29 protein-coding genes are annotated in these 23,559 nt (G+C 70.4%); 25 read left to right on the top strand and 4 right to left on the bottom strand.

The genetic code is table 11. From position 1 onward, the window contains the following. The first annotated feature begins 62 nt into the window (after nucleotides 1–62). Both QE410_RS08620 and ffh read left to right on the top strand, forming a co-directional pair. Nucleotides 63–611: a helix-turn-helix domain-containing protein gene (locus QE410_RS08620; RefSeq protein WP_307330536.1), complete on the top strand. Its 549-nt coding sequence runs from the start codon at nucleotides 63–65 to the stop codon at nucleotides 609–611. A gap of 315 nt (nucleotides 612–926) precedes the next feature. Next, nucleotides 927–2,471, top strand: coding sequence for a signal recognition particle protein (ffh, locus tag QE410_RS08615; RefSeq protein ID WP_307330534.1), 1,545 nt, complete (start codon nucleotides 927–929; stop codon nucleotides 2,469–2,471). A gap of 12 nt (nucleotides 2,472–2,483) precedes the next feature. Here ffh and QE410_RS08610 read toward each other — a convergent pair whose 3' ends face one another. Then, complete coding sequence (locus QE410_RS08610) at nucleotides 2,484–3,224, bottom strand: SGNH/GDSL hydrolase family protein (RefSeq protein WP_307330531.1); 741 nt, start codon at nucleotides 3,222–3,224, stop codon at nucleotides 2,484–2,486. 41 nt (nucleotides 3,225–3,265) lie between these two features. Continuing rightward, nucleotides 3,266–4,429, bottom strand: a complete 1,164-nt coding sequence (locus tag QE410_RS08605; protein ID WP_307330529.1) for a glutamate--cysteine ligase — start codon at nucleotides 4,427–4,429, stop codon at nucleotides 3,266–3,268. Between the two features lie 233 nt (nucleotides 4,430–4,662). Between QE410_RS08605 and rpsP the strand changes: the two genes are divergently transcribed. From rpsP to trmD, 4 genes are read left to right on the top strand one after another with little or no spacing between them, the layout of a single operon-like run. Next, nucleotides 4,663–5,076 carry a 30S ribosomal protein S16 gene (rpsP, locus tag QE410_RS08600; RefSeq protein WP_307330526.1) on the top strand — a complete coding sequence of 138 codons (414 nt, stop codon included), beginning with the start codon at nucleotides 4,663–4,665 and terminating at the stop codon, nucleotides 5,074–5,076. Between the two features lie 5 nt (nucleotides 5,077–5,081). Continuing rightward, nucleotides 5,082–5,312, top strand: coding sequence for an RNA-binding protein (locus QE410_RS08595; protein ID WP_307330524.1), 231 nt, complete (start codon nucleotides 5,082–5,084; stop codon nucleotides 5,310–5,312). Further along, nucleotides 5,312–5,995 (top strand): ribosome maturation factor RimM, encoded by a 684-nt coding sequence (gene rimM / locus QE410_RS08590; protein WP_307330521.1) that lies wholly within the window; start codon nucleotides 5,312–5,314, stop codon nucleotides 5,993–5,995. Before QE410_RS08595 ends, rimM begins: the two co-directional genes overlap by 1 nt. 1 nt (nucleotide 5,996) lies before the next feature. Beyond that, nucleotides 5,997–6,686, top strand: coding sequence for a tRNA (guanosine(37)-N1)-methyltransferase TrmD (gene trmD / locus QE410_RS08585; protein ID WP_307330518.1), 690 nt, complete (start codon nucleotides 5,997–5,999; stop codon nucleotides 6,684–6,686). A 296-nt stretch (nucleotides 6,687–6,982) separates the two neighbouring features. Here trmD and map read toward each other — a convergent pair whose 3' ends face one another. Further along, a complete protein-coding gene (gene map / locus QE410_RS08580) occupies nucleotides 6,983–7,765 on the bottom strand; it encodes a type I methionyl aminopeptidase (RefSeq protein ID WP_307330515.1) in 783 nt (260 codons plus the stop codon). A gap of 115 nt (nucleotides 7,766–7,880) precedes the next feature. On the opposite strand from map, the gene QE410_RS08575 reads away from it, so the two are divergent. The 10 genes from QE410_RS08575 (at nucleotide 7,881) to QE410_RS08530 (ending at nucleotide 16,001) form a co-directional block, all read left to right on the top strand. Further along, nucleotides 7,881–8,372 (top strand): MFS transporter permease, encoded by a 492-nt coding sequence (locus tag QE410_RS08575; RefSeq protein ID WP_307330512.1) that lies wholly within the window; start codon nucleotides 7,881–7,883, stop codon nucleotides 8,370–8,372. A 161-nt stretch (nucleotides 8,373–8,533) separates the two neighbouring features. Continuing rightward, nucleotides 8,534–8,881, top strand: coding sequence for a 50S ribosomal protein L19 (gene rplS, locus QE410_RS08570; RefSeq protein WP_058231655.1), 348 nt, complete (start codon nucleotides 8,534–8,536; stop codon nucleotides 8,879–8,881). Nucleotides 8,882–9,027: 146 nt separating this feature from the next. Further along, nucleotides 9,028–9,777, top strand: coding sequence for a signal peptidase I (gene lepB / locus QE410_RS08565; RefSeq protein ID WP_307330507.1), 750 nt, complete (start codon nucleotides 9,028–9,030; stop codon nucleotides 9,775–9,777). Then, complete coding sequence (locus QE410_RS08560; RefSeq protein WP_307330504.1) at nucleotides 9,774–10,427, top strand: ribonuclease HII; 654 nt, start codon at nucleotides 9,774–9,776, stop codon at nucleotides 10,425–10,427. Before lepB ends, QE410_RS08560 begins: the two co-directional genes overlap by 4 nt. A gap of 109 nt (nucleotides 10,428–10,536) precedes the next feature. Beyond that, a complete protein-coding gene (locus QE410_RS08555; RefSeq protein WP_055836674.1) occupies nucleotides 10,537–10,860 on the top strand; it encodes a DUF2469 family protein in 324 nt (107 codons plus the stop codon). Nucleotides 10,861–10,951: 91 nt separating this feature from the next. Then, a complete protein-coding gene (locus QE410_RS08550; protein WP_307330501.1) occupies nucleotides 10,952–11,314 on the top strand; it encodes a YraN family protein in 363 nt (120 codons plus the stop codon). Then, nucleotides 11,311–12,834 (top strand): YifB family Mg chelatase-like AAA ATPase, encoded by a 1,524-nt coding sequence (locus QE410_RS08545; protein WP_307330498.1) that lies wholly within the window; start codon nucleotides 11,311–11,313, stop codon nucleotides 12,832–12,834. Before QE410_RS08550 ends, QE410_RS08545 begins: the two co-directional genes overlap by 4 nt. After that, a complete protein-coding gene (gene dprA, locus QE410_RS08540) occupies nucleotides 12,831–14,003 on the top strand; it encodes a DNA-processing protein DprA (protein WP_307330496.1) in 1,173 nt (390 codons plus the stop codon). The genes QE410_RS08545 and dprA overlap by 4 nt, the downstream gene beginning before the upstream one ends. Nucleotides 14,004–14,320: 317 nt before the next feature. After that, nucleotides 14,321–15,286 (top strand): tyrosine recombinase XerC, encoded by a 966-nt coding sequence (locus QE410_RS08535; protein WP_307330493.1) that lies wholly within the window; start codon nucleotides 14,321–14,323, stop codon nucleotides 15,284–15,286. Nucleotides 15,287–15,419: 133 nt separating this feature from the next. Continuing rightward, the gene (locus tag QE410_RS08530) at nucleotides 15,420–16,001 is read left to right on the top strand and encodes a hypothetical protein (RefSeq protein WP_307330490.1); all 582 of its coding nucleotides are present in this window, start codon (nucleotides 15,420–15,422) and stop codon (nucleotides 15,999–16,001) included. Nucleotides 16,002–16,049: 48 nt separating this feature from the next. On the opposite strand, the gene QE410_RS08525 is transcribed toward QE410_RS08530, so the two are convergent. Further along, the gene (locus QE410_RS08525; protein WP_307330488.1) at nucleotides 16,050–16,523 is read right to left on the bottom strand and encodes a murein hydrolase activator EnvC; all 474 of its coding nucleotides are present in this window, start codon (nucleotides 16,521–16,523) and stop codon (nucleotides 16,050–16,052) included. A 303-nt stretch (nucleotides 16,524–16,826) separates the two neighbouring features. Here QE410_RS08525 and rpsB point away from each other — a divergent pair, with 303 nt between their 5' ends. From rpsB to QE410_RS08480, 9 genes are all read left to right on the top strand, one after another. Beyond that, complete coding sequence (gene rpsB / locus QE410_RS08520) at nucleotides 16,827–17,702, top strand: 30S ribosomal protein S2 (RefSeq protein WP_307330482.1); 876 nt, start codon at nucleotides 16,827–16,829, stop codon at nucleotides 17,700–17,702. Between the two features lie 153 nt (nucleotides 17,703–17,855). After that, a complete protein-coding gene (tsf, locus tag QE410_RS08515) occupies nucleotides 17,856–18,683 on the top strand; it encodes a translation elongation factor Ts (RefSeq protein WP_058231444.1) in 828 nt (275 codons plus the stop codon). 122 nt (nucleotides 18,684–18,805) lie between these two features. Then, nucleotides 18,806–19,525 carry a UMP kinase gene (gene pyrH, locus QE410_RS08510; protein ID WP_154922146.1) on the top strand — a complete coding sequence of 240 codons (720 nt, stop codon included), beginning with the start codon at nucleotides 18,806–18,808 and terminating at the stop codon, nucleotides 19,523–19,525. Nucleotides 19,526–19,599: 74 nt separating this feature from the next. After that, complete coding sequence (gene frr, locus QE410_RS08505; RefSeq protein WP_058231446.1) at nucleotides 19,600–20,154, top strand: ribosome recycling factor; 555 nt, start codon at nucleotides 19,600–19,602, stop codon at nucleotides 20,152–20,154. Nucleotides 20,155–20,159: 5 nt separating this feature from the next. Next, the gene (locus tag QE410_RS08500) at nucleotides 20,160–21,209 is read left to right on the top strand and encodes a phosphatidate cytidylyltransferase (RefSeq protein ID WP_307330477.1); all 1,050 of its coding nucleotides are present in this window, start codon (nucleotides 20,160–20,162) and stop codon (nucleotides 21,207–21,209) included. Next, a complete protein-coding gene (locus tag QE410_RS08495; RefSeq protein WP_307330474.1) occupies nucleotides 21,206–21,778 on the top strand; it encodes a DivIVA domain-containing protein in 573 nt (190 codons plus the stop codon). Before QE410_RS08500 ends, QE410_RS08495 begins: the two co-directional genes overlap by 4 nt. 115 nt (nucleotides 21,779–21,893) lie before the next feature. Then, nucleotides 21,894–22,565 (top strand): lytic transglycosylase domain-containing protein, encoded by a 672-nt coding sequence (locus tag QE410_RS08490; RefSeq protein WP_307330470.1) that lies wholly within the window; start codon nucleotides 21,894–21,896, stop codon nucleotides 22,563–22,565. After that, on the top strand, nucleotides 22,549–22,836 hold the full coding sequence (locus QE410_RS08485) for a hypothetical protein (protein WP_307330467.1): 288 nt from the start codon (nucleotides 22,549–22,551) through the stop codon (nucleotides 22,834–22,836). The genes QE410_RS08490 and QE410_RS08485 overlap by 17 nt, the downstream gene beginning before the upstream one ends. After that, a complete protein-coding gene (locus tag QE410_RS08480) occupies nucleotides 22,836–23,558 on the top strand; it encodes an alpha/beta hydrolase (RefSeq protein ID WP_307330464.1) in 723 nt (240 codons plus the stop codon). Before QE410_RS08485 ends, QE410_RS08480 begins: the two co-directional genes overlap by 1 nt. Nucleotide 23,559: the final 1 nt, after the last annotated feature.

Below are 23,559 nucleotides of genomic sequence, written 5' to 3'. Positions count from 1 at the left end.
ACGGCCTCCGATGTTGGATTGCGTCCAACAATACACCGGTGTCGGCCGTCTAGTCTGGGGCAGTGACCCCCGAGCCCCGCAGCGGACGCCCCCGCGCCTCGTCCCGCGAGGTGCTGTCGGAGGCGGCATGCGAGCTCTTCCTCGAGAAGGGGTACGACGCCACCAGCGTCTCCGACATCACGCGCCGCGCCGGAGTGAGTCGCTCCAGCTTCTTCAACTACTTCGCGGCCAAGAGCGACGTGCTGTGGTCGGGTTTCGACGAGCAGGTCGCCGCGAGCGTCGCTCTCCTCCACGACGGCGTCGAGGTCGTCGTCGCCCTGTCGACGATCGGCCGGGGCCTCACGCCCGATGCCCTCGCCCTGGCCATCACCAACGCCGAGGCCATGGACATCGCCGCCGAGCTCGACCGCGATCGCGCCGTGCGGCAGTTCCGTCTGCAGCATCACGTCGCGGCGCGCTTCTCGCGCGAAGGGATGCCGCGGCTGCTCGCCGAGGTCCGCGCGGGCGCGCTGTCGGCCGCCGTGCTGGCCGCCGTCTGGTCGTGGGCGGACCGCACCGCGGCGGGGCGTCCGCTCGACGAGGTGCTCGCCGAGGCGCTCGCCCTCGTCTGAGCCGACGGCAGCGCTGAGCGATCGGAGACGTAGCCGCGCAGCGAGTTCGGTCGCGGGCGTAACCTCAGCGATCCGCGGCAGGTGAGTGGCATCCAGGTTCATCGGGCTGAGGTTGTGCAGATCGCAAAGGTTGCGCCGGACAGCGGGTTCGGGTCGGGTGCGTAACCTCAGCGATTCACGTCCGGTGAGTGGCATCCGAGATCATCGGGCGCAGGTCGTGCGGATCGCTGCGGCTTTCCCGGGCCGTGGCCTCGCATGGGGCGGCGGGCACGGGCGGCAGCGCCGTGCGCGGCGCCCGCGTAAACTCGTCTCATCATGGCGACTTTCGGCACCCTCTCCGACCGGCTCACAGAGACCTTCCGCAACCTCCGGAAGAAGGGCCAGCTCACGCCCGCCGACGTCGACGGGACGGTACGCGAGATCCGCCGTGCCCTGCTCGACGCCGACGTCGCCCTGCCCGTCGTCAAGGAGTTCACCGCCGCGGTGCGCGAACGCGCCCTCGGCGACGAGGTCAACCGTGCCCTGAACCCCGCGCAGCAGGTCGTGCAGATCGTCAACGACGAGCTCATCGGCATCCTGGGTGGTCAACAGCGCCGACTGCAGTTCGCCAAGAACCCCCCGACCGTCATCATGCTGGCCGGTCTTCAGGGGTCGGGTAAGACGACCTTCGCCGGCAAGCTCGCCAAGATGCTCGAGAAAGACGGGCACACCCCGCTCCTCGTCGCGTGCGACCTCCAGCGTCCGAACGCCGTGAACCAGCTGCAGGTCGTCGCCGAGCGCGCCGGCGCCGCCATCTACGCGCCCGAGCCCGGCAACGGCGTCGGCGATCCGGTCAAGGTCGCCCGTGACGGCGTCGCCCACGCGACGCGCCAGCAGCACGACATCGTCATCATCGACACCGCCGGTCGTCTCGGCGTCGACGCCGAGCTGATGAAGCAGGCCTCCGACATCCGCAAGGCCACCCAGCCCGACGAGGTTCTCTTCGTCATCGACACGATGATCGGTCAGGATGCCGTCAACACGGCGAAAGCCTTCCAAGACGGCGTCGACTTCACCGGTGTCGTGCTGTCGAAGCTCGACGGTGACGCCCGCGGTGGCGCCGCCCTCTCTGTCGCCTCCGTCACGGGACGCCCCATCATCTTCGCGTCCACCGGTGAGGGACTCGACGACGTCGAGCCCTTCCACCCCGACCGCATGGCATCCCGCATCCTCGACCTCGGTGACATCCTCACCCTGATCGAACAGGCGCAGCAGGCCTTCGACGAGGCCGAGGCGCTGAAGGTCGCCGAGAAGTTCGCCACCGACACCTTCACGCTCGAGGACTTCCTGCAGCAGATGCAGCAGATGAAGAAGATGGGCTCCATGAAGAAGATGCTCGGGATGCTCCCGGGCATGGGCAACATGAAGCAGCAGCTGGAAGACTTCGACGAGCGCGAGATCGACCGCACCGAGGCCATCATCCGCTCCATGACGCTGGCGGAGCGTCGCAACCCCAAGATCCTCAACGGCTCGCGGCGTCTGCGCATCGCCCGCGGTTCGGGCATGACCGTCACCGACGTCAACCAGCTCGTGCAGCGTTTCGACCAGGCCGCCAAGATGATGAAGACCGTCGCCCGCGGTGGCGTGCCCAACATCCCCGGCATGGGGCCGGTGGGCGGCAAGCCCGGTGCCTCGTCGAAGCGCGGTAAGCAGCAGAAGGCGAAGGGCTCGCGTTCCGGCAACCCGGCCAAGCGCGCCGCCGAGAACGCCGGCATCGCCGCGGCCGCTCCGGCGACGGGATCGGGCTTCGGCCTGGGCGGTCAGGCCATGCCGAGCGAGGCCGACCTCGCCGAGCTGCAGAAGATGCTCGGCAAGGGCTGACCGCGCACAGACTCAGGGCAAGACGCCGGCGTCTTGCAGGGCCGACATGACCGTCTGCTCGATCGCCCGCTGCCCGCGCGCCGTGGGGTGCACGTCGTCGGGCTGCAGCCAGTCGGGGTGCCCGGCCAGGGGCTGACCGAGGTCGATGTACACGCCGCCGACCGACTCGACGGCGTCGCGCAGGGCTTCGGAGGTGACCGCGGTGTCGTCGGGCACCTCCGGGTCGTCGTTCCAGATCGTGCTGAGCGCGATGATGCGCGCGGCGGGCGCCGCGGCATGCAGGGTCTCGATGGTGTCGACGGTGTCGTCCGAGATCTCGTCGGAGTCCAACCAGAAGTCATTGCTCGACGACTGCACGATGAGCAGATCGGGCTGAAGCGCGGCGATCGCGGGGATCAGTCCCGAGTACGGCGTGCCGCAGTCGCCCTGCACGACGAACCCCATCCCCGGGCACGCGAGATTGGTCACCGAGATGCGCGCGCGCTCGGCCAGCAGAGAGGGCCATGCGTCGCGCGGCGAAAGACCGAACCCCGACATGATCGAGTCCCCGAGCGTGACGACGTGCTCGGTCGCCGTCTGAGCCGACGACGACACCGGAGATGCGGTAGCCCCCCGTGCCGGCGCGGCTAGGGGCGGCCCTGCGAACGTCGGCGTCGCGGTGACCGGCTCGGCCGTGCACCCCGAGAGGATCGCCGCGGCGACGGCGGACAGCACCGCGAACGAAAGAGCCGTCGCGCGGCGTCGGAAGATCATTCCGTGATCCTACGAGCGCCCGGCTATGAGCGAGCGTCGAATCAGACCCGGAGGGCGGCCAGGTGCTCGCGCAGCGTGGGACCGCCGCGGAACTCGCGGATCAGGTGCTGCACAACCTCGCGCAGATCGCCGTCGGCGGCCTCGGCCACCGCGATCTGCCGCGCGGAGCTGCCGCCCGTGGCCAGGATCGTCTCGAGGCTGGCGAACTCCTTCGCGCAGTGCAGCTCGAGCGCGACGTCGGCCAGCTCTTCCATCGTCTCGCGCAGGTGTTCGACGACCGGGCGCTGCGTACCACTGCGGTCCACGATCACCCGCGCGTCGAGTCCATAGCGCGCGGCGCGCCACTTGTTCTCGCGCGCGTACCAGGGCGGGATGCCGGGGAGCTCGCGGCCCTCGTCGATGAGGCGCGAGAAGTGCTCGACGAGCGTCTGTGCGAGGGCGGCGACGGCGGCGAGCTCGGGCAGTGTCGACATGCCGTCGCACGCGCGGATCTCGACCGTGCCCCACTTCGGCGCCGGACGGATGTCCCACCGCACCTCGCTGGCATCCGCCATGACGCCCGTGCGCACCATGTCGTCGAGGTAGTTCTCGAAGTCACCCCAGGTGTCGAGCTGCCACGGGAGCCCCGCCGTGGGCAGCTGCTGGAACACGAGCGCGCGGTTCGACGCGTATCCGGTGCGCTCGCCCGCCCAGAACGGGCTGGATGCCGACAGCGCCTGCAGGTGGGGGAGGAAGACGGTCAGTGCGTTGACGATCGGGATGACCTTCTCGACGTCGTCGACGCCGATGTGCACGTGGATACCCCAGATCATCATGTTGCGACCCCACCACTGGGTGCGCTCGATGAGGGTGTGGTAGCGCGTCTTGTCGGTGACCTGCTGGTCGTACCACTGGGCGAACGGATGGCTTCCGGCGCACAGCATCTCGATCCCGCGGGGCTCGGTCTCTTCGCGCAGGGCGCAGATGGCGTCGCCGATGTCGTCCACGGCCTCGGCGACGGTGTGGCCGACACCGCTGGTGACCTCGACGGTGTTCGTCAGCAACTCGCCGGTGACGGTGAAACGCTCGAGCGCGGTCTTGTCCTCGAGATGCTCCAGGATCTCCGGTGCGCGGGCGACCAGATCGCCGGTCCCGCGGTCGGCGAGCATGAGCTCCCACTCCAGACCCACGGACGAACGCATCGATGCAGCGAACGGCAGCCTCATGCGGCTCAGTCTCGCACGGCGCCCTCTCGCGGTGCCGTTCCGCTACGCTGCGCGACGCACCGTGTCGTTTCGCTTCACCTGTCACGGCGGGGCGCGAGGATCTGGCAGAATAGAGGGCTGGACCCGCCACTCGACCCTCTATCCAGTGTCGGTCCACCCTTTTGAGCTTCCGCCGGGTGTGCACCCCACTCTCCAGGCGTTCGGTTCGTTCGTTTTCATCATTTGGAGTCATCGTGGCTGTCAAGATCCGTCTCAAGCGCCTCGGAAAGATCCGCGCGCCCTACTACCGCATCGTCGTCGCCGACTCGCGCACCAAGCGCGATGGTCGTGTCATCGAGGAGATCGGCAAGTACCACCCGACCGAGGAGCCCTCGCTCATCGAGGTCGACTCGGACCGCGCGCAGTACTGGCTCTCGGTCGGCGCGCAGCCCACCGAGCAGGTCGCCGCCATCCTTAAGCTCACGGGCGACTGGGGCAAGTTCAAGGGCGACAAGGACGCCGTCTCCACCGTCAAGGTGCGCGAGCCCAAGGCCGCGTTCGAGGCCGACGCCTCGAAGAAGTCGGTCGTCAAGCCCAAGGCCGAGAAGAAGGCCGACGCTCCCGCCGAGGCGCCCGCTGAGGACGCCGCCGAGACCTCGGCCGAGTAATCCCCGTGCTGTCTGCCGCGCTCGAACACGTCGTCAAGGGGATCGTCGATCACCCGGATGCCGTGACCATCCGTTCCAGCACCTCTCCCCGCGGAGACGTGCTGGAGGTTCGCGTGCACCCCGATGACCGGGGTCGCGTGATCGGGCGCGGCGGACGCACCGTCAAGGCGCTGCGCACGCTCATCACCGCTCTCGCAGACGGTCGCCGCGTGCGCGTCGACGTCGCCGACGACTGATGGCGGCCGGCGACACCGCGGGCGCACAGCCCGCCAAGACCCAGCTCCGCGTCGGACGCCTCGTCAAGGCCCACGGCCTGAAGGGCGCATTCAAGCTCGAGCTGTACACCGACGATCCCGACGGTCGTTTCGTGTCGGGCAGCACGTTCACCCTGCAGGTGCCGAAATCCTCGCCGTGGCACGGCCGCGAGCTGACGGTCCGCGAGTTCCGCTGGATGAACTCCCACCCCGTTGTCTTCTTCGAAGGCGTCGACGACCGCACCGCCGCCGAAGAGCTCGTCAAGGCGATCCTGTGGATTGACCAGGACACCGAGACGGCGCCCGCCGAAGACGACGCCTGGTACGACCACCAGCTCGTGGGCCTCGACGTCGTGCGCGACGGGAGCGTCATCGGCCGCGTCGTGCGGGTGGACCACTTCCCCGCGCAAGACCTGCTGATCGTTCGCCCCTCGGGCGAAGACCGCGAGGTGCTCGTGCCCTTCGTGAGCGCCATCGTGCCCGAGGTCGACATCGCCGGCGGTCGCGTGGTCGTCACCCCGCCCGCGGGCCTGTTCGAAGATCTGCCCAGCGACGACGGTGACGAGCCGGAGCGCGAGAGCGCGGCATCCGCTGACACCGACGAGGCGGGCGCCGCCGACATCGACACCGAGGGCGACGAGAACACCGCCACCCGCGAGGACTGACGTGCGCATCGACATCGTGTCGATCTTCCCCACGATCTTCGACGCCCTCGAGGTGTCGCTGCTGGGCAAGGCGCGGCAGAGCGGTCTGCTCGACGTGAACGTGCACGATCTGCGCGAGCACACGCGGGACCGCCATCGCACCGTCGACGACACCCCCTACGGCGGGGGAGCCGGCATGGTGATGAAGCCCGAGCCCTGGGGAGAGGCGTTGGACGGCATCGTGCGCGACGCCCCCGAGCGTCCCGTCATCATCTTCCCGTCGCCCGCCGGCGAGCGGTTCACGCAGGCCACCGCGCGCGAACTCTCGACCGCCTCGCACCTCGTTTTCGGGTGCGGCCGGTACGAGGGCATCGACGAGCGGGTGTTCGACTACGCCGGTGAGCTCGGCGAGGTGCGTCTCATCAGCCTCGGCGACTACGTGCTGAACGGGGGAGAGGTCGCCGTCATGGCGATGGTCGAGGCGATCGGCCGGCTCATCCCCGGCGTCGTCGGCAACCCCGAGAGCCTCGTCGAGGAGTCGCACGAGGACGGCCTGCTCGAGTATCCGTCGTTCACCAAGCCCGCCGTCTGGCGCGAGCGCGAGGTGCCGCCGGTGCTGCTGAGCGGCAATCACGGCGCGGTCGCCGCGTGGCGGCGTGAACAGCAGCTCATGCGCACGCGCGAGCGACGTCCCGACCTGCTCGCCGACTGACCTCGCGGTGCCCCACGGCCCGGCTGGGTCCGCGGCGCCGTTCTTCGGCGGCAGTTGCGCCCGATAGCGGCATCCGAGATCTTCGGTCTTGGAGATCTCTTTTCTCGGGGCGTTCCTCGCGGGCTCTGCGAGAAGGCGCCGATCGCGAGCATTCGACGCCGACGGCCCGGGGATGACGCGGATGCCGCGACGTCGAGGCCCGGAGACACCGCCGCGCAGCTGCGGGCGTTCGACGCCGCACGGCGCGGGTGTGACGGATGCCGCGACGTCGAGGCCGCGGCATCCGGAACCCTCCGTCAGTCGACGCCGAGGAACGAGCGGTCGGTCAGCACGATCGGCCCGTCGGGCGTGATCGCGACGGTGTGCTCGGAGTGCGAGCCGCGAGAGCCGTCGGCGCTGCGCAGTGTCCACCCGTCGGGGTCGGTGACGAGTTCGTCGGTGGTGTGCAGGAACCACGGCTCGAGCGCCACGACGAGGCCCGCGCGCAGCGGGTATCCGCGGCCGGCTTTGCCGTCGTTGGCGACGTGGGGATCGCCGTGCATCGTGCGGCCGACGCCATGGCCGCCGAAGTCGGTGTTGATCGACAGGCCCTCGGCGTGGGCGACGGCGGCGATGGCGGCCGAGATGTCGCCGATCTTCTTGCCCACGGTGGCGGTCTCGATGGCGGCTGCGAGGGCCCGCTGGGTGGTGTCGATGAGCGCGAGGTCTTCGTCGCGCGCGGTGCCGACGACGAACGAGACGGCCGAGTCGGCCACCCAGCCGTCGACGGATGCCGCGAAGTCGAGCGTGACGAGGTCTCCGTCGCGCAGGGCGTAGTCGTGGGGGAGCCCGTGCAGCACCGCGTCGTTGATCGAGGTGCACAGCACCTTGCCGAACGGACTCGCGCCGAACGACGGGTGGTAGTCGATGTAGCAGGACTCGGCTCCCGCGGCACGGATCATGTCGTGCGCCCGGCGGTCGAGGTGCAGCAGGTTGGTGCCCACCTTGGTCTCGTCGCGCAGCGTGGCCAGCACCTCCGCGACGAAGCGTCCGGCGGGGCGCATCGCGTCGATCTCGGCCGGGGTGCGCAGTTCGATCATGGTGGTTCCCTTTCGTCGAACCCCCATTCTCCCCGATGGATGTCCGCGGGTCGGGTGCTGCCGCGGCATGGCGTTCTCAAAGGTGCCGCACATCGGCGGGCCGTAGCATCGGGTCATGGTGCTGCGCCGACTCTTCCTCCGCTGGCTGTTCCCGGCCGCCTTCGTGCTGCCGCTGTGGCTCTTCGTCGGATGGATCGTGTTCTCGGGCGGCAGTGGGTGGGCGCTTCTGTGGCTGTTCGTCGCGGTGCCCGCGGTGTTCGTGTCGCAGCTCGTGCTGGTCCTGCTGATCCGGGGTCGAGCCAGCGTGCGCGAGACGCGCGCGGTGTCGTGGCGCGACCTGGCGGGTGTCGGCGTGTGGCAGCTGGTGATCGTCGCGCTGGGTGTCTTCGACTCGCGGGTGTTCTTCCCGCTGCTGGTGCTGTCGATCGTCGGCGCACTGCTGCTGTTCTGGTCGTCGCTCGCGCAGCTCTGGAACGAGGCGCGCGGCGCGGTGACCGTGCTGCACAGCACCGACGGCACGGCGTACATCCCGCCGACGCGCGAACGGTCGCAGCCGCCGGTCGGGGGCGAGGTCATCGTGGTCCCCGAGAGCCGGCGACCCGACTGAGCCCGTTTTGGCCGGGCGGCCCGGGCGTGGCAGAATAGTCGATTGTGCCCTGACCGGCTCTGCCTCAGGGGAGTCACGTCGCATTCGCGGCCTCGGGTACGCCTCATCCTTTTCCCTCTTATCGTGCGATCGACCTGTGGCGGTCGCAGGAAGTGACGATCATGCAGATCCTCGACTCCGTCGACGCGGCTTCGCTGCGCTCCGACATCCCCGCCTTCGCTCCCGGTGACACCGTCAAGGTGCACGTGAACATCACCGAAGGCAACCGTTCGCGTATCCAGGTCTTCCAGGGCGTCGTCATCGGCCGCTCGGGCGACGGCGTGCGCGAGACCTTCTGCGTCCGCAAGGTCAGCTTCCAGGTCGGCGTCGAGCGTACCTTCCCGGTGCACAGCCCCGTGATCGACCACATCGAGGTCGTCACCCGCGGTGACGTGCGTCGCGCGAAGCTGTACTACCTCCGCAGCCTGCGTGGCAAGAAGGCCAAGATCAAGGAGAAGCGCGACCGCTGAGTCCGCTCCCTCCCGAACGCCCCGTGGGTTTCACCCGCGGGGCGTTCGGCGTTTTCGGGGGCGGCCCTGTCGTCGCGCGGCATCCGGGTGTGCGACCCTGGTCTGTGCGGTTCTGTCGGCGTGCGACGAACCCGGTGAAGGAACACATGAGCGACCAGACCGCCTCGACCCCGGATGCCACGGCCTCCGCCGCTCCCGAGCGACGCCGCCGCGGGTGGGGCGCATTCTTCCGCGACCTGATCGTCATCATCGCCATCGCGCTGCTGGTGTCGTTCCTCGTGAAGACCTTCGTGGTGCGCTCGTTCTACATCCCGTCGGCGTCGATGGAGGACACGCTCCTCATCAAGGACCGCATCCTGGTCGACGAGCTGACCCCGCGCTTCGGCGAGTACTCCCGCGGCGATGTCGTCGTCTTCCGCGATCCGGGCGGATGGCTCCCGGCGAGCCCGGTCGAGGAGCGCTCCCCGGTCGTCGAGGGCGCGGACTGGGTGCTCTCGCTCTTCGGCCTGTCCGCCCCCGACAGCGACGACCACCTCATCAAACGTGTGATCGGCACCGCGGGCGACCACGTCGTGTGCTGCAACGCGCTCGGCCAGACGACCGTGAACGGCGTGCCGATCGAAGAGCCGTACGTGCGCCTCGCCCCCGGTGCCACCGCGCCCGAGCCGGTGCCGTACGACGTGACGGTGCCCGACGGGTCGCTGTGGGTGCTGGGCGACAATCGCAACAGCTCGCGCGATTCCCGCTACAACCAGGATCAGCCGAGCAAGGGGTTCGTGCCCGTCGACAACGTCGTGGGCCGGGCGTTCCTCATCACCTGGCCGTTCACGCGGTTCGGGCTGATCGACTTCCACCACGAGGTGTTCGCGGGGGTTCCCGCGCCGGCCGAGCAGTGATCGAACCGACCCTGACCCTCGAGCGTCGCGTGCTGAAGGAGCACGCGATCGTCATCGCGTGCGACGAGGTCGGTCGCGGTGCGCTCGCGGGACCCGTGGCGGTCGGCGCGGCCGTCATCGACCCATCGCGCTCGCGCAAGCGCGTGCCGCACGGGCTGCGGGATTCGAAGCTCGTTCCCGAGGCGCGTCGTCCCGAGGTGGCGGCGCGGGCGGCTGCTTTCGTGCAGCACAGTGCCGTCGGGTGGGCGAGCTCGGTCGAGATCGACGAGATCGGCATCATCCGTGCCCTCGGGCTCGCCGCGGTCCGTGCGATCGCCGATCTGCGCGCGCACGGTGTGGTGCCCGAGGAGGCCCTCGTCATCCTCGACGGCAACCACGACTACATCACGCCGGCGGGCGAGTCCGGTCTGACCGTGAAGCCCGTCATCAAGGCCGACCGCGACTGCGCGAGCGCGGCCGCGGCATCCGTCATCGCCAAGGTCGCGCGCGACACGCTCATGACGGGGCTGCACGACGACCTGCCGGCCTACGGCTGGGCGCGCAACAAGGGCTACGCGAGCCTCGACCACCGCGACGCGATCACCGCGCACGGCATGAGCGTGCACCACCGGCATTCGTGGGCGATCGCCGCGGCGCCGACGCTGTTCTGACCCCGGCGTCCCGCCTCCGCGTCCGTGCGTCCCGCCGGTGGGGGAGACGCGCCCGGGCGTCCGTCACCGTGCGGCCCGTGCCGTGGGGCGCGCCTAGGATGGAAAGACCATGGATGACGACGTCTTCGAGGACTACGACCGCGAACTCGAGCTGGCCCTGTACCGCGAGTACCGCGATGTCGTGCGCCAATTCACCTACGTGATCGAGACCGAGCGTCGGTTCTACCTCGCCAACGACGTCAACGTCGTGCGGCGCGACACCGAGCACGACTTCTACTTCGAGATCTCGATGACCGACGTGTGGGTGTGGGACATCTACCGCGCCGATCGGTTCGTGAAGTCGGTGCGCGTGCTGACGTTCAAAGACGTCAACGTCGAGGAGCTCTCGCGTCACGACTTCCAGCTTCCCGACGAGCTGTCGCTCGACAACTGAGGCTTCTCCCCAGGGGCGAATTTCTTGGGCTCTCCACGGATGAGTCGATCCGGCGGACGGGCCGAGTGAGGCGGATGCCACGCTCTCGGGCATGGCAGCGAAAGACGACCTCGGCCGAGCCGGGGAGGACCGCGCCGTCGCCCACCTGATCGGCGACGGCTACCGCATCATCGCCCGCAACTGGCGATGCCCGCAGGGCGAGATCGACATCATCGCGGAGCGCGACGGCACGCTCGTCGTCGTGGAGGTGAAGACTCGGCGCAGCGAGGACTACGGGCATCCGTTCGAGGCGATCGACAAGCGCAAGGCGACACGTCTGTGGCGCCTGGCGATGGCGTGGCTCGCCGCCCACCCCGACCTGGCGCGCGGCCGACGGCTTCGCGTGGATGCGATCGGACTGACGGGCGCCGACCCGGCCACCGCTCGGCTCGAGCATCTCGAGGATGCCCTGTGACCGTCGCGCGCACGTGGGCGGTGGCGCTGTCGGGGTTGCGCGGCGACCTCGTCGAGGTCGAGGCCGACGTGTCGTCGCAGACGCCGGAGTTCTCGATCATCGGACTCCCCGACAAGGCGCTGGGTGAGGCCGGGCGGCGCGTGCGCAACGCCTGCACCAACCGTGGTCTCGATCTGCCGAAGCGCCGCATCACGGTCAACCTCTCGCCCGCGAGCCTTCCGAAGCGCGGTGCCGGTTTCGACGTGGCGATCGCGGTGGCCGCGCTGGCGACCTCCGTGGAGATGGATGCCGCGCGTGTCGCCTCTACCGTGCACATCGGCGAGCTGGGTCTCGACGGTCGACTGCGGCCCGTACCGGGCGTCCTGCCCGCCGTGGTCGCCGCGCACCGCGCCGGTCACACGAGGGTCGTCGTCCCGACCGCCAACGCGGCCGAAGCACGCCTCGTCGACGGCGTCGAGGTGCACGCCGCGGCCTGCCTCGCCGAGGTGGTGCGATGGCACGGTGGACGCACGGAGGCCGCGGAATTGGCACCGGTTGAGGCGCCGATCGCCGACGGCGCCGACGACGCGCCACTCGATCTCGCAGACGTCGTCGGACAGCCCGAGGCGGTCGACGCCCTCGTCGTTGCCGCCGCCGGCGGCCACCACCTGCTGATGAGCGGGCCACCGGGGGCCGGCAAGACCATGCTCGCGCGCCGGCTGCCCGGCATCCTGCCGCCGCTCGATGACGACGCCGCGCTCTCGGTCGCCTCGATCCGTTCGCTCGCAGGCGAGCCGGTGACGCGCCTGTCGCGTATCCCGCCGTTCGAGAGCCCGCACCACGGCGCGACGGCCGCGGCGCTCATCGGCGGTGGATCGGGCGTCGTCCGCCCCGGCGCCATCGCCCGGGCGAGCGAGGGCGTGCTGTTTCTCGACGAGGGCGGTGAGTTCCCCGCCTCCGTGCTCGACGCTTTGCGCCAGCCCCTCGAGAGCGGCACGATCCACGTGCACCGCTCGGGCGCGGCGGCGACGTTTCCCGCGCGCTTCCAGCTCGTCATCGCCACGAACCCCTGCCCCTGCGGTCTCTCCGGCGTCCGGGGCGCGGTGTGCGAGTGCGCCCCGCAGGCGATCCGTCGCTACACCCGACGGCTGTCGGGGCCCCTTCTCGACCGCATCGACATCGACCTGCGGCTGCAGCGTGTGTCATCGGCCCGGCAGGAGGCGGATGCACGGGTGGTGACGACCGCCGCCGCTCGGCGCGTGGTCGACGCCGCGAGGGACCGGGCCGCTCGCCGGTGGGCCTCCACTGCCTGGCGGCGCAACGCCGATGTGCCCGGCGCCTGGCTGCGGGGTGCGGCCGCACCGCCGCCCGAGGTGCTCCGCCCGCTCGATGTGGCCCTGCGTCGCGGGGCGCTGACCCTGAGGGGGTACGACCGTCTGCTGCGGGTCGCCTGGACCGTCGCGGACATCGCCGGGCACGACCAGCTGCGCCTCGAGGACGTGGGTCGGGCGATCAGCCTTCGGCAGGGGGCGAACGTATGATCCGTCTCAATTCCGCTACGGCGGCGGTGGCTTTGAGGGGCCTCCGCGGGCCCGACGGTGCCGCCGCCGAAGAGGCGTACGCCCGCGCGGTGTGGAGCGTGCTCGTCGAACCGGGTGACGGTGTCGCCGGGGCGCTCGTCGCGACGCACGGTGCGGTCGATGCGCTCCGGCACGCTCTGAGCAGCGGCGACGCCGAGCTGCGTTCGGCGCGGTCTCGATGGATGCCGCGCCTGCAGCCCGCGGCGATCGAGGCCGCCCTCGACGCGGCACGGCGCTGCGAAGCGGCGCTCGTCGTACCGGGTGACTCCGAGTGGCCGACCCGTCTCGACGACCTCGGCGTTCACGCGCCGATCGCGCTGTGGCGACGGGGCACGACGGTACCGGCCCGCGGCCCGGCCGTGGCTCTCGTCGGTGCTCGGGCGTCGACGGCCTACGGGGAGACCGTGGCGGCCGACCTCGCGGCCGAGCTGGGCGGGGCGGGAGTCGCGATCGTCTCGGGGGCCGCGTACGGCATCGACGGCGCCTGCCACCGGGCGGCGCTGTCGGTGGGCGCCTCGACCGTCGCCTTCCTCGCGGGCGGCGTGGATCGTCCCTATCCGCGCGGCCACGAGAACCTCCTCGCGCAGATCGCGGCGACGGGAGCGGTGTGGAGCGAGACGCCGTGCGGTGCTGCGCCGACGAAGTGGCGGTTCCTGAGCCGCAACCGTCTGATCGCGGCGATGGCGGACGCTGTCGTGGTGGTCGAGGCGGGTTGGCGAAGCGGGTCGTTGAACACCGCCGCTCACGCAGCGACACTGGGTCGGGCCCTCGGGGCTGTTCCGGGACCGGTGACCAGCGCTGCCTCGGCGGGGTGCCATCGCGTCCTCCGCGAATTCGACGGGGTGTGCGTGACGTCGTCGAACGACGTACTCGAGATGCTCGGTGCGGGGGACATGCCGCCGCCTGCGGGGGAGCAGGCGCACACCGATACGACCACGCGCTTGCTGGATGCGCTGTCGCCGCGCAGCGCGCGCTCGACCGCCGACGTCGCGCGCCGGAGCGGGCTCGCTCCGGATGAAGCGGCGATCCTGTTGGGCTTCGCCGAGCTCGAGGGGAGGGTGACGCGCGATGACGCGGGCGAGTGGCGCACGGTCGCACGCGATGCGTCAGGAGGCCGACGAGCGGGGTGATTCGTCGGTGATGGGGGTCTCTTGACGACGCGGCGGAGTGGCGCACGGCCGCGCGCGATGCGTCCGGACGGCGGCGAACGGGCTGATCCTCGGAGATGGGCGTCGCCACGACGAGGGAGTGATGGCGCACGGCCGCGCGCGATCCGTCCGGACGGCGGCGGGCGGGGTGATCCGTCGGTGGGGGTGTCGCGCAATCCACACGACGGCGGCGGGGTCACGCGTGGTCGGGAGCCGCGCGGTCGGGCGAGACGGTGTGCCGATGACATCTCCCGGCGCGTGCCCCCGGCGATCCGGCGGCATCAGGGCAGGCTGGGGGTATGCGCACGTCGGAGGCCGTCGAGGCCTACCTCACCCACGTCGCGGACGTGCGACGACTTTCTCCCGCGACCGTGCGCGCCTACCGAGCCGACCTGGCCGCGCTCGTGGCGGCGATCGGCGACCGTCCACTGTCCGACGTCGAGGTCGAGAACCTCCGCGAATGGCAGTGGGCGGCGACCAAAGCCGGTCAGTCGAAGGCGACAGCGGCGCGGCGCGCCTCGACCGTCCGTGGACTGTTCGGGTGGGCGGTGGAACAGGGGCTCCTGACGCACGACCCTTCGCTGCGCATGGTGTCGCCCAAGCGCGGAAGGACGCTTCCGGCTGTGGCCACGGCCGACGCGCTCGACGCGGTTCTCACGGATGCCGCAGCCCTCGCCGAGGGGGGAGACGCGCTGGCTCTCCGCGACCACGCGCTGCTCGAAGTGCTCTACGGCTCGGGCGCACGCGTGTCGGAAGTCTGCGGTCTCGACCTCGACGACGTCGACCACGAGCGCCGGACGCTCCGCCTCCGAGGCAAGGGCGACAAGGAGCGCGTCGTGCCCTATGGGCTTCCGGCGGAGCGGGCGCTGCAGGCCTACCTCGTGCGCTCACGCCCCGTGCTCCAAGCGCGCGCTCACACGCGGATTCCGGACGAGGGGCAGGTGGTGCGGGCCGCCGTGGGGTCCGTGCGCCCTGCGCCGGACGCCGGACGGGCGGTCTTTCTCGGGGCCAAGGGGGCGCGACTCGGGCCGCGGGCGGTGCACGCCCTCGTCTCGCGCACGCTCGCTCCGCGTGTCGGCGCCGAGGCGCTCGGACCGCACGCCCTCCGCCACTCCGCGGCGACGCACCTGCTCGACGGGGGTGCCGACCTGCGTGCCGTGCAGGAGATCCTGGGCCACGCGAGTCTGGGCACGACCCAGATCTACACGCACGTCTCAGCCGAGCGTCTGCGCGAGGCGTATCGCCTGGCGCACCCGCGCGCCTGAGCTGGCGGCGGGGATCTCACGCGGTCTCGCCGTCTAGCCGCCGCTCCGCGTCCACCGTTCCGCACACTCTCCCGGCAAGAAGGGGGATGCGCCCCCCCTGACGGAGATCGCTGCCGACGCCTACGGTATGCGCATGCGCCTCCGTCGTGTGCCCGCCGTGTTCGGCGTCGCGGCTCTCACCGTAACCCTGGCGGGCTGCATCTCCATCACCCTCCCGGGTCCGGTCGCGACGGGGGTTCCGAGCGTGGGCGAGACCGCCCGCCCGACCACGGATTCGTCGACCGGACCCGGCTCGCCGGCATCGCCCGCCACTCCCACCGCCGCCGAAACCCGCGACTGCTCCGACGGCGGCAGTCAGAACGTGTCGGGGACGGCGCAGACGTTCCGCGTCACCGGCACGTGCATCGAGCTGGTGGTGTCGGGCTCCCGCCTCACCGTCGACGCCTCCGGCGCGACCATCGGCACACTCCGCGTCGCGGGAGACGGCATCCGCGCCGACATCGCCGGTGCCGATGAGGTCGTCGTGCAGGGCGATGACGGCACGGTGAGGTCGGCGGCGGCGATCGGGCGGCTCGAGATCTCGGGCGACCGCACCGTCACCGAGGCGGCGTCGGGCATCCCGGCGGTCAGGGTGCGCGGAGACGACAACGTCGTGCGCTCCGGAGGCCGCGTCGGTTCGGCCGTCGTCGAGGGCAGCGGCAACACCGTCAGCTGACCGCTCGACTCGACCGAGCTGCCGCCGTGAGGATTAACTGAACACCCCTCAGCAGCACGGCAGCAGCACCGCGCGTGGGACTCCGCCCAGCAGCCGCAGCGGATTGACGTACTCGCCGTTCAGGCGCACCCCGAAATGCACGCTGCCGGGTGCGGTGTGCCCACCCTGGCCGAGGTGCCCGACCACCGCCGCCCGCGCGACGACGTCGCCGACGGCCAGGTCGGAGACGACGGGTTCGAGCGTCGTCACCAGCCCGCCGCCGTGATCGATCGTCACGACAGGCCGACCGGCCACCGACCCCGCGAACGCGACGTGTCCGTCAGCGGGGGAGCGTACGAGCGTTCCGGATGCCAGGTCGAGGCCTCGGTGTCCGGGACCGTATGCGTGCGCGGGCGCTTCGTAGGGACGCACGATACGCACTTGCTCGACGGGCCACACCCATCCGAGAGTCGAGAGCGGGTCGGAGATGGGGAGGACGAGCGCCATGATGAGGGCGAGAGAGCGCAACGGTGCCGTGATCACCGGGGAAGTCTTACGCCTTCACGAGCGGGAACCGGATGGCGGGGCACGACGGGGGACGAACACGCGTCGGGGAGGAGGCGTCCTGTATGCTGGGGGACGCATCCCGCATGTCGGGATGACTCCGCGTGCCCAGAGCGCATCGCACAGTCTTCCGAGACAGTGCATCGCGTGGCATCCACACCCCATGGTCCTCCGCTCCGGCGGGTGGCGGGTGTGCGCCGGGCACCAGGCTCGTCGGGCGGACCGTCCGACGCGAACAACCACAACCACGGCGCGAGAGCGCCCAGAAACAGGAGTACGACCATGGCCGTCGTCACCATCCGCCAGCTGCTCGACAGCGGCGTCCACTTCGGACACCAGACCCGCCGGTGGAACCCGAAGGTGAAGCGCTTCATCCTCACGGAGCGCTCCGGCATCCACATCATCGACCTGCAGCAGTCGCTCGGGTACATCGACAAGGCGTACGAGTTCGTCAAGGAGACCGTCGCGCACGGCGGCACCATCCTCTTCGTCGGGACCAAGAAGCAGGCGCAGGAAGTCCTCGCCGAGCAAGCGACGCGCGTGGGCCAGCCCTACGTCAACCAGCGCTGGCTCGGTGGCCTCCTCACCAACTTCCAGACGGTGTCGAAGCGCCTCGCCCGCATGAAGGAGCTCGAGGAGCTCGACTACGAGAACCCGGCTGAGAGCGGCTTCACCAAGAAGGAGCTCCTGCTCAAGAAGCGCGAGCTCGACAAGCTGCACAAGTCGCTCGGCGGCATCCGCAACCTGCAGAAGACCCCGTCGGCCATCTGGGTCGTCGACGCCAAGCGCGAGCACCTCGCCGTCGACGAGGCCAAGAAGCTCGGTATCCCCGTCATCGGCATCCTCGACACCAATGCCGACCCCGACGAGTTCCAGTACCCGATCCCCGGCAACGACGACGCGATCCGCTCGGTGAGCCTGCTCACCCGCATCATCGCCGACGCCGCCGCAGAGGGCCTGATCCAGCGTCACCAGCCCGCCGGTGAAGAAGAGGCCGCCGAGCCCCTCGCCGAGTGGGAGCGCGAACTGCTCGAGACCCCCGCCGAGACCACCGAGGCGCCCGCGGCCGAGTCGGCCGATGCCCCCGCGGCCGAGGCCCCCGCGGCCGAGGCGACCGAGGCTCCGGCCGCCGACGCCGAGGCCACCGACAGCAAGTAAGCCGCGCGACGTCCGCTTCACCATCGCGTGAGCGGCGCGTCACCCGCACAGGCTACGATCCGGCGGGGTCGTGACGGCCCCCTCACGCGAGGGCGGCGCACGGCCCCGCCGGGCTCACATTCAGAACCGAAACGACAAGGAGACCGCCACACCATGGCAAACTTCACGATCGCCGACATCAAGGCGCTGCGCGAGCAGCTCGGCACGGGCATGGTCGACACCAAGAAGGCGCTCGAAGAGGCTGACGGCGACGTCGAGAAGGCCGTCGAGATCCTGCGCCTCAAGGGCGCGAAGGGCAACGCCAAGCGCGCCGACCGTTCGACCAGCGAGGGCCTCGTCGCCGCTCGCGAGAACGACGGATCCGTGACCCTCCTCGAGCTCGCCTGCGAGACCGACTTCGTCGCGAAGAACGACCGCTTCATCGCTCTGGCCGACAAGGTCGTCGATGCCGCGGCCGCCGCCGGTGCCGACTCGGTCGAGGCCGCCCTCGCCGCCGACGCCGACGGCAAGACCGTCGAGCAGCTCATCTCCGACGAGGCCGCGATCATCGGCGAGAAGGTCGAACTGCGTCGCGTGCGCACGATCTCGGGCGACAAGTTCGAGGTCTACCTGCACAAGACCAGCAAGGACCTGCCCCCGCAGGTCGGCGTGGTGCTCGCCTACACCGGTGACGACGCCGAGACGGCGCGCTCGATCGCGCAGCACATCTCGTTCGCGAACCCCTCGTACCTCACCCGCGACGCCGTGCCCGAGGCCGACGTCGAGAAGGAGCGCGAGATCGTCACCGAGATCTCCCGCAACGAGGGCAAGCCCGAGGCCGCGCTGCCGAAGATCGTCGAGGGCCGCGTCAACGCGTTCTTCAAGCAGGTCTCGCTGCTCGACCAGGACTACGCGAAGGACAACAAGCTGTCCGTCGCCAAGGTCGCGTCCGACGCCGGTCTCACGCTGACCGACTTCGCCCGCTTCAAGGTCGGCGCGTAACCCGTACATGATGAGGCCCGGGATGCCACGGCATCCCGGGCCTTTTCCCTGCCCGGATGCGCTGCGGACGCGCGCCGGAAACGAGCGGGGGATAGTTTGTTCAAGACGAGAGGACACCACACGTGATCGATGAGGCCAGCAAGCGCCGCCGAGTACTGCTGAAGCTGTCGGGAGAGGCGTTCGGGGGAGGCCAGTTGGGCGTCAACCCGGATGTCGTGAGTCAGATCGCGCGCGAGATCGCCGCCGCGGTCGACCGGGTCGAGATCGCGATCGTCGTGGGCGGGGGCAACTTCTTCCGGGGTGCCGAGCTCAGCCAGCGGGGCATGGACCGCGGCCGTGCCGACTACATGGGCATGCTGGGCACGGTGATGAACTCGCTGGCCCTGCAGGACTTCCTCGAGCAGGCCGGTGCCGCCACGCGCGTGCAGTCCGCCATCTCGATGACCCAGGTCGCCGAGCCCTACATCCCGCGTCGTGCCGTGCGCCACCTCGAGAAGGGCCGTGTCGTCATCTTCGGCGCCGGCGCGGGGCTGCCGTACTTCTCGACCGACACCGTCGCCGCCCAGCGTGCGCTGGAGATCGGCGCCACCGAGGTGCTCGTGGCGAAGAACGGCGTCGACGGCGTCTACACCGCCGACCCGCGCACCGATTCCTCCGCCGAGAAGCTCGACCACATCACCTACCGCGACGCTCTGCAGAAGGGCCTGAAGGTCGTGGACTCCACCGCGTTCAGCCTCTGCATGGACAACGGCATCGACATGCGCGTGTTCGGCATGGAGCCCGCCGGCAACGTCACGCAGGCGCTGCTGGGCGAGACCATGGGCACCCTGGTCACGGCGTGACGCGCCGTGCGGGCCCGGGTGCCGGGCCCGCACGCGACTAGACTGAGAAGTCAGTCCCAACGAATGGAGTCACCGTGATCGCCGATGTCCTCGCCGATGCCGGAGCGCGTATGGATCGCGCCGTGGAGGCCGCCAAGGAGGACTTCGCGACCGTCCGCACCGGGCGCGCGAACCCCCAGATGTTCCAGAAGGTGCTCGTCGACTACTACGGATCGCCGACGCCTCTCGCGCAGCTCGCCTCGCTCAACAACCCCGAGGCCCGCACACTCGTCATCAACCCGTACGACAAGTCGGCGTTGAAGGCCATCGAACAGGCGATCCGCGACATGCCGAACCTCGGCGTGAACCCCACCAACGACGGCACCATCGTGCGCGTCACCATGCCCGAGCTCACGCAGGACCGCCGCAAAGAGTACGTCAAGATCGTGCGCGGCAAGGGCGAAGACGCCAAGGTGCAGGTGCGCAACCTCCGCCGCAAGGCCAAGGACGACCTCGACGCGCTCAAGAGCGATGTCGGCGAAGACGAGCTCGTCCGCGCCGAGAAGGAGCTCGACGGCATCACGCGCACGCACGTCGACCTAATCGACGAGGCGCTGAAGCGCAAAGAGGCAGAGCTGCTCGAGGTCTGACCCGCATGCCCGACGCCCCTGAGGCCGGCGAAGGTCAGCCGGTCGATCCCCCCGGTTCCCGTCGGGACGCGGCGGCACGCCGTTCGCCGATGACGGGCGAGGGGGTGACGGCCATCGAGTCGCAGCTGCGCGCGATGCGCACCGACGCCGAACAGCACATCGCGCACGCGCGCGCGGAGTTCGGGCAGGCGAACGAACGGCTCAAACAGCGCACGGGTCGTGACCTCATCGTCGCCACGATCATCGGCGTCGGCATCGGCGCGGTGCTGATCGCCTCGCTCATCTTCGTCAAGTGGTTGTTCGTGTTCTTCGCGGGCGCGGCGATGGTGCTCGGGGTGCTGGAGTTCTCCCGTGCCCTGCAGGTCGCGGGACGCCGTGTCGACGTCGTCCCGCAACTCCTCACGGGGTCGCTGGTGCTGCTCAGCGGGTTCTTTCTCCAGCCCTGGGTGCACTGGATCGCAGCCCTGAGCGCGGTGGTCGTGGTCGTCGTCTGGCGGGTGATCGCGCAGATGGCGGCGTCCGACGGTCGCGCGCGGATCGACGTCATCGGCGACGTGCTCGTCGCGGGCTTCGTGCAGTTGTACGTGCCCTTCCTCACGAGCATGGCGATGGTGCTGCTCGCACAGCCGCGTGGGGAATGGTGGGTGCTGGCGTTCATCATCCTCGCTGTCGCCGCCGACACCGGTGCCTACGTCTCGGGCCTGACGTTCGGGCGGGGCGGGCGGCATCCGATGGCCCCGCGCATCAGCCCCAAGAAGACGTGGGAAGGCTTCGCCGGCGCGTGCGTCGCGGCCCTCGTCGCGGGCGCACTGCTGGCGATGTTCATGCTGCAGATCCCGTGGTGGGCGGGACTCGTCTTCGGCGCCGTCGTGCTGGCCACGGCCACCGTGGGCGATCTGGGTGAATCGATGGTCAAGCGCGACCTCGGCATCAAAGACATGAGTTCGTGGCTGCCCGGTCATGGCGGGGTGCTCGATCGCCTCGACTCCATCCTGCCGTCGGCCACCGCCGCACTGGTGACGTACTACCTCCTCACCCCGTTGGGAGTGTCATGACCGAGACGCCGATCCATGATCAGGTCGCTGCCACGCCGTTCCCGGATTCCGGCCGCGCGAAAGGGTACGAGAAACGCGCCGTCGACGTCTTCCTCGCCCGTGCGCGCGAGGTGTTCGAGAACGACGACGTCGGCGCACTCCGCTCGTCGGAGGTGCGCGCCGCGGCCTTCCCCCTCGTGCGCGGCGGCTACTCCGTGCCGGCCGTGGATGCTGCGCTGGGCCGCGTCGAAGACGCTTTCGCCGCGCGCGAGCGCGAGCACGCGCTCTCGAACCTCGGTGCACGCGCCTGGGTCGCCGAGACGCGCGACACGGCGCAGGTCGTGCTCGACCGCCTGCGACGCCCCCGTGGCGCCCGGTTCGAGCGGGTCGGCATCCTGCGCTACGGCTACCGCGTCGACGAGGTCGACGTCGTCGCCGACCGGGTGGCGCGCTACCTCGCCGCCGGTGACCCGGTGACGCCCGAGCAGGTGCGCTCGGTCGCGTTCCGCATGCAGCGGGGCGGGTACCGCGAGGCCCAGGTCGATGCAGTGCTCGACTCCGTCGTCGACGTCATGCTCGCCATCGGATGAGCGCGGATGACACTCGCCGCGGCGCCTCGGTAGACTCGACGGCACTGTGACTTCCGGTTCGCGCCCCGTACGCTCATCGTCCCGTGTCGCCCGTCGAGGCGACACCGGGGTAGACGTGATCCCTCCGGTGATCACGCGGCGGTCGACGCCCCGGTGGTCCCGCCGCCGCGGTGTGGTCGGTGCCTTCGGCGCCTGTGCGGCCGTCCTTTTCGCCGCGGCCTACGTGGGGCCGATGGGCGCGGCCCTCTCGCCCGCGCAGGCCGACGTGCCCCGCACGGTCACCCTGTACGCCGAGGGTCTCGACGACGCGCAGGCGGTGTCGGTCGCCGGTGAGAAGCAGTCGCCGCAGCTCGACCGCTCGAGCTACAACGTCTACGTCAAGCCGAAGCCGACCCCGACTCCGACCCCCACGCCCACGCGTTCGCGGGAGTCCGACTCCTCGTCGTCGGCGAGTAGTTCCGGGCCGCTGTTCTACTCGGGTGGCGGAGCGCCCGCAGAATGGATGGCCGCGGCGGGGATCGCCGAGTCCGACATGGGCTACGTCGACTACATCGTCAGCCGTGAGAGCGGGTGGAACCCCAATGCGACGAACCGCTCGTCCGGGGGCATGCGGGCTCGTGCAAGCGCTGCCGTGCAGCAAGGTGCCCGGCAACGGGTACGACCCGGTCGACAACCTGCGGTGGGCCACCGGGTACGCGACGGGCCGCTATGGCAGCTGGGCCGGCGCCTACGCGTTCTGGACGAGCAACCACTGGTGGTGAGTGGCATCCATGCCCCGCTCCCGTAAACGCCGCCCCGACGCGAATCGCGGCGATGATTCGCTCGACCGCCTGATCGCCGGGTGGAAGCGCACAGAAGTGCGCCGCGGCACGGAATGGACCGTGCAACCCCTCTCGGCGCCGCAGGCGCAGAAGGATTACGTCTGCCCGGGTTGCGGGCGCGCCGTCTCCGCCGGGACCGCGCATCTGGTGGTGTGGCGGGCCGATGGCGTGCTCGGCGACGCCGCCGACCTGGCGGCGCGCCGCCACTGGCACACTCACTGTTGGAGGATCGCCTGATGGAGATTCGCGGACCCGTTCTGCTGCCCGCACGTCGCGAAGACATCGAGTTGCACACGGTCGACGAGCTCACCCTCGTGGGCGAGCTGGCCCTGCCTGCCGAGCGAGAGCCGGTCGCAACCCTCGTGACGCTGCATCCACTGCCGACGGCGGGCGGCTTCATGGACTCCCACATCCTGCGCAAGGCCGCGGGGCGCCTGCCCGCCCTCGCCGACCTCGCCGTGCTGCGCTTCAACACCCGCGGCACGACGTCGCCGCGCGGCACGAGCGAGGGCAGCTTCGACGGGGGAGCGAACGAGTGCTTCGACGTCGCCGCGGCCGTCGACTTCGCCCGCGAGCGGGGGTTGCCGCGACCGTGGTTGGTGGGCTGGTCGTTCGGCACCGAGCTGGCCCTCAAGTACGGTCGCGACCACGACATCGAAGGCGTCATCCTGCTGTCTCCGCCGCTTCACCGCGCCACCGCCGAAGAGGTCGCGGCCTGGGCCGGAGAGGCGCGGCGCATGGTGGTGCTCGTCCCCGAGTTCGACGACTACCTGCGCCCCGATGAGGCGCGCGAGCGCTTCGCATCGGTTCCGGATGCCACCCTCATCGCCGTCGAGGGCGGCAAGCACCTGTGGGTGGGCGAGACCCAGACCCGTCGCGTGCTCACCGAGATCGTTGCAGCGGTGAACCCCGACGCTCTTCCGCTGCCCACCGAGTGGGACGGCGACGTCGTCGGCTGAG

The sequence above is a fragment of the Microbacterium sp. SORGH_AS_1204 genome (genome assembly GCF_030818935.1).
GTDB lineage: Bacteria > Actinomycetota > Actinomycetes > Actinomycetales > Microbacteriaceae > Microbacterium.
Note: the sequence above shows the minus strand (reverse complement) of the source record. Positions and strands in the feature narration are given on the sequence as shown.

What these genes read in the sequence shown, in the direction of transcription:
- QE410_RS08530 (WP_307330490.1), top strand. Translation starts at nt 15,420, where the DNA reads ATGCGCCTCCGTCGTGTGCCCGCCGTGTTCGGCGTCGCGGCTCTCACC.
- ffh (WP_307330534.1), top strand. Translation starts at nt 927, where the DNA reads ATGGCGACTTTCGGCACCCTCTCCGACCGGCTCACAGAGACCTTCCGC.
- tsf (WP_058231444.1), top strand. Translation starts at nt 17,856, where the DNA reads ATGGCAAACTTCACGATCGCCGACATCAAGGCGCTGCGCGAGCAGCTC.
- dprA (WP_307330496.1), top strand. Translation starts at nt 12,831, where the DNA reads ATGATCCGTCTCAATTCCGCTACGGCGGCGGTGGCTTTGAGGGGCCTC.
- QE410_RS08485 (WP_307330467.1), top strand. Translation starts at nt 22,549, where the DNA reads ATGCCCCGCTCCCGTAAACGCCGCCCCGACGCGAATCGCGGCGATGAT.
- QE410_RS08535 (WP_307330493.1), top strand. Translation starts at nt 14,321, where the DNA reads ATGCGCACGTCGGAGGCCGTCGAGGCCTACCTCACCCACGTCGCGGAC.
- QE410_RS08500 (WP_307330477.1), top strand. Translation starts at nt 20,160, where the DNA reads ATGCCCGACGCCCCTGAGGCCGGCGAAGGTCAGCCGGTCGATCCCCCC.
- rpsB (WP_307330482.1), top strand. Translation starts at nt 16,827, where the DNA reads ATGGCCGTCGTCACCATCCGCCAGCTGCTCGACAGCGGCGTCCACTTC.
- QE410_RS08555 (WP_055836674.1), top strand. Translation starts at nt 10,537, where the DNA reads ATGGATGACGACGTCTTCGAGGACTACGACCGCGAACTCGAGCTGGCC.
- lepB (WP_307330507.1), top strand. Translation starts at nt 9,028, where the DNA reads ATGAGCGACCAGACCGCCTCGACCCCGGATGCCACGGCCTCCGCCGCT.
- QE410_RS08605 (WP_307330529.1), bottom strand. Translation starts at nt 4,429, where the DNA reads ATGAGGCTGCCGTTCGCTGCATCGATGCGTTCGTCCGTGGGTCTGGAG.
- QE410_RS08480 (WP_307330464.1), top strand. Translation starts at nt 22,836, where the DNA reads ATGGAGATTCGCGGACCCGTTCTGCTGCCCGCACGTCGCGAAGACATC.
- QE410_RS08575 (WP_307330512.1), top strand. Translation starts at nt 7,881, where the DNA reads ATGGTGCTGCGCCGACTCTTCCTCCGCTGGCTGTTCCCGGCCGCCTTC.
- map (WP_307330515.1), bottom strand. Translation starts at nt 7,765, where the DNA reads ATGATCGAACTGCGCACCCCGGCCGAGATCGACGCGATGCGCCCCGCC.
- rimM (WP_307330521.1), top strand. Translation starts at nt 5,312, where the DNA reads ATGGCGGCCGGCGACACCGCGGGCGCACAGCCCGCCAAGACCCAGCTC.
- QE410_RS08495 (WP_307330474.1), top strand. Translation starts at nt 21,206, where the DNA reads ATGACCGAGACGCCGATCCATGATCAGGTCGCTGCCACGCCGTTCCCG.
- rplS (WP_058231655.1), top strand. Translation starts at nt 8,534, where the DNA reads ATGCAGATCCTCGACTCCGTCGACGCGGCTTCGCTGCGCTCCGACATC.
- QE410_RS08610 (WP_307330531.1), bottom strand. Translation starts at nt 3,224, where the DNA reads ATGATCTTCCGACGCCGCGCGACGGCTCTTTCGTTCGCGGTGCTGTCC.
- QE410_RS08550 (WP_307330501.1), top strand. Translation starts at nt 10,952, where the DNA reads ATGGCAGCGAAAGACGACCTCGGCCGAGCCGGGGAGGACCGCGCCGTC.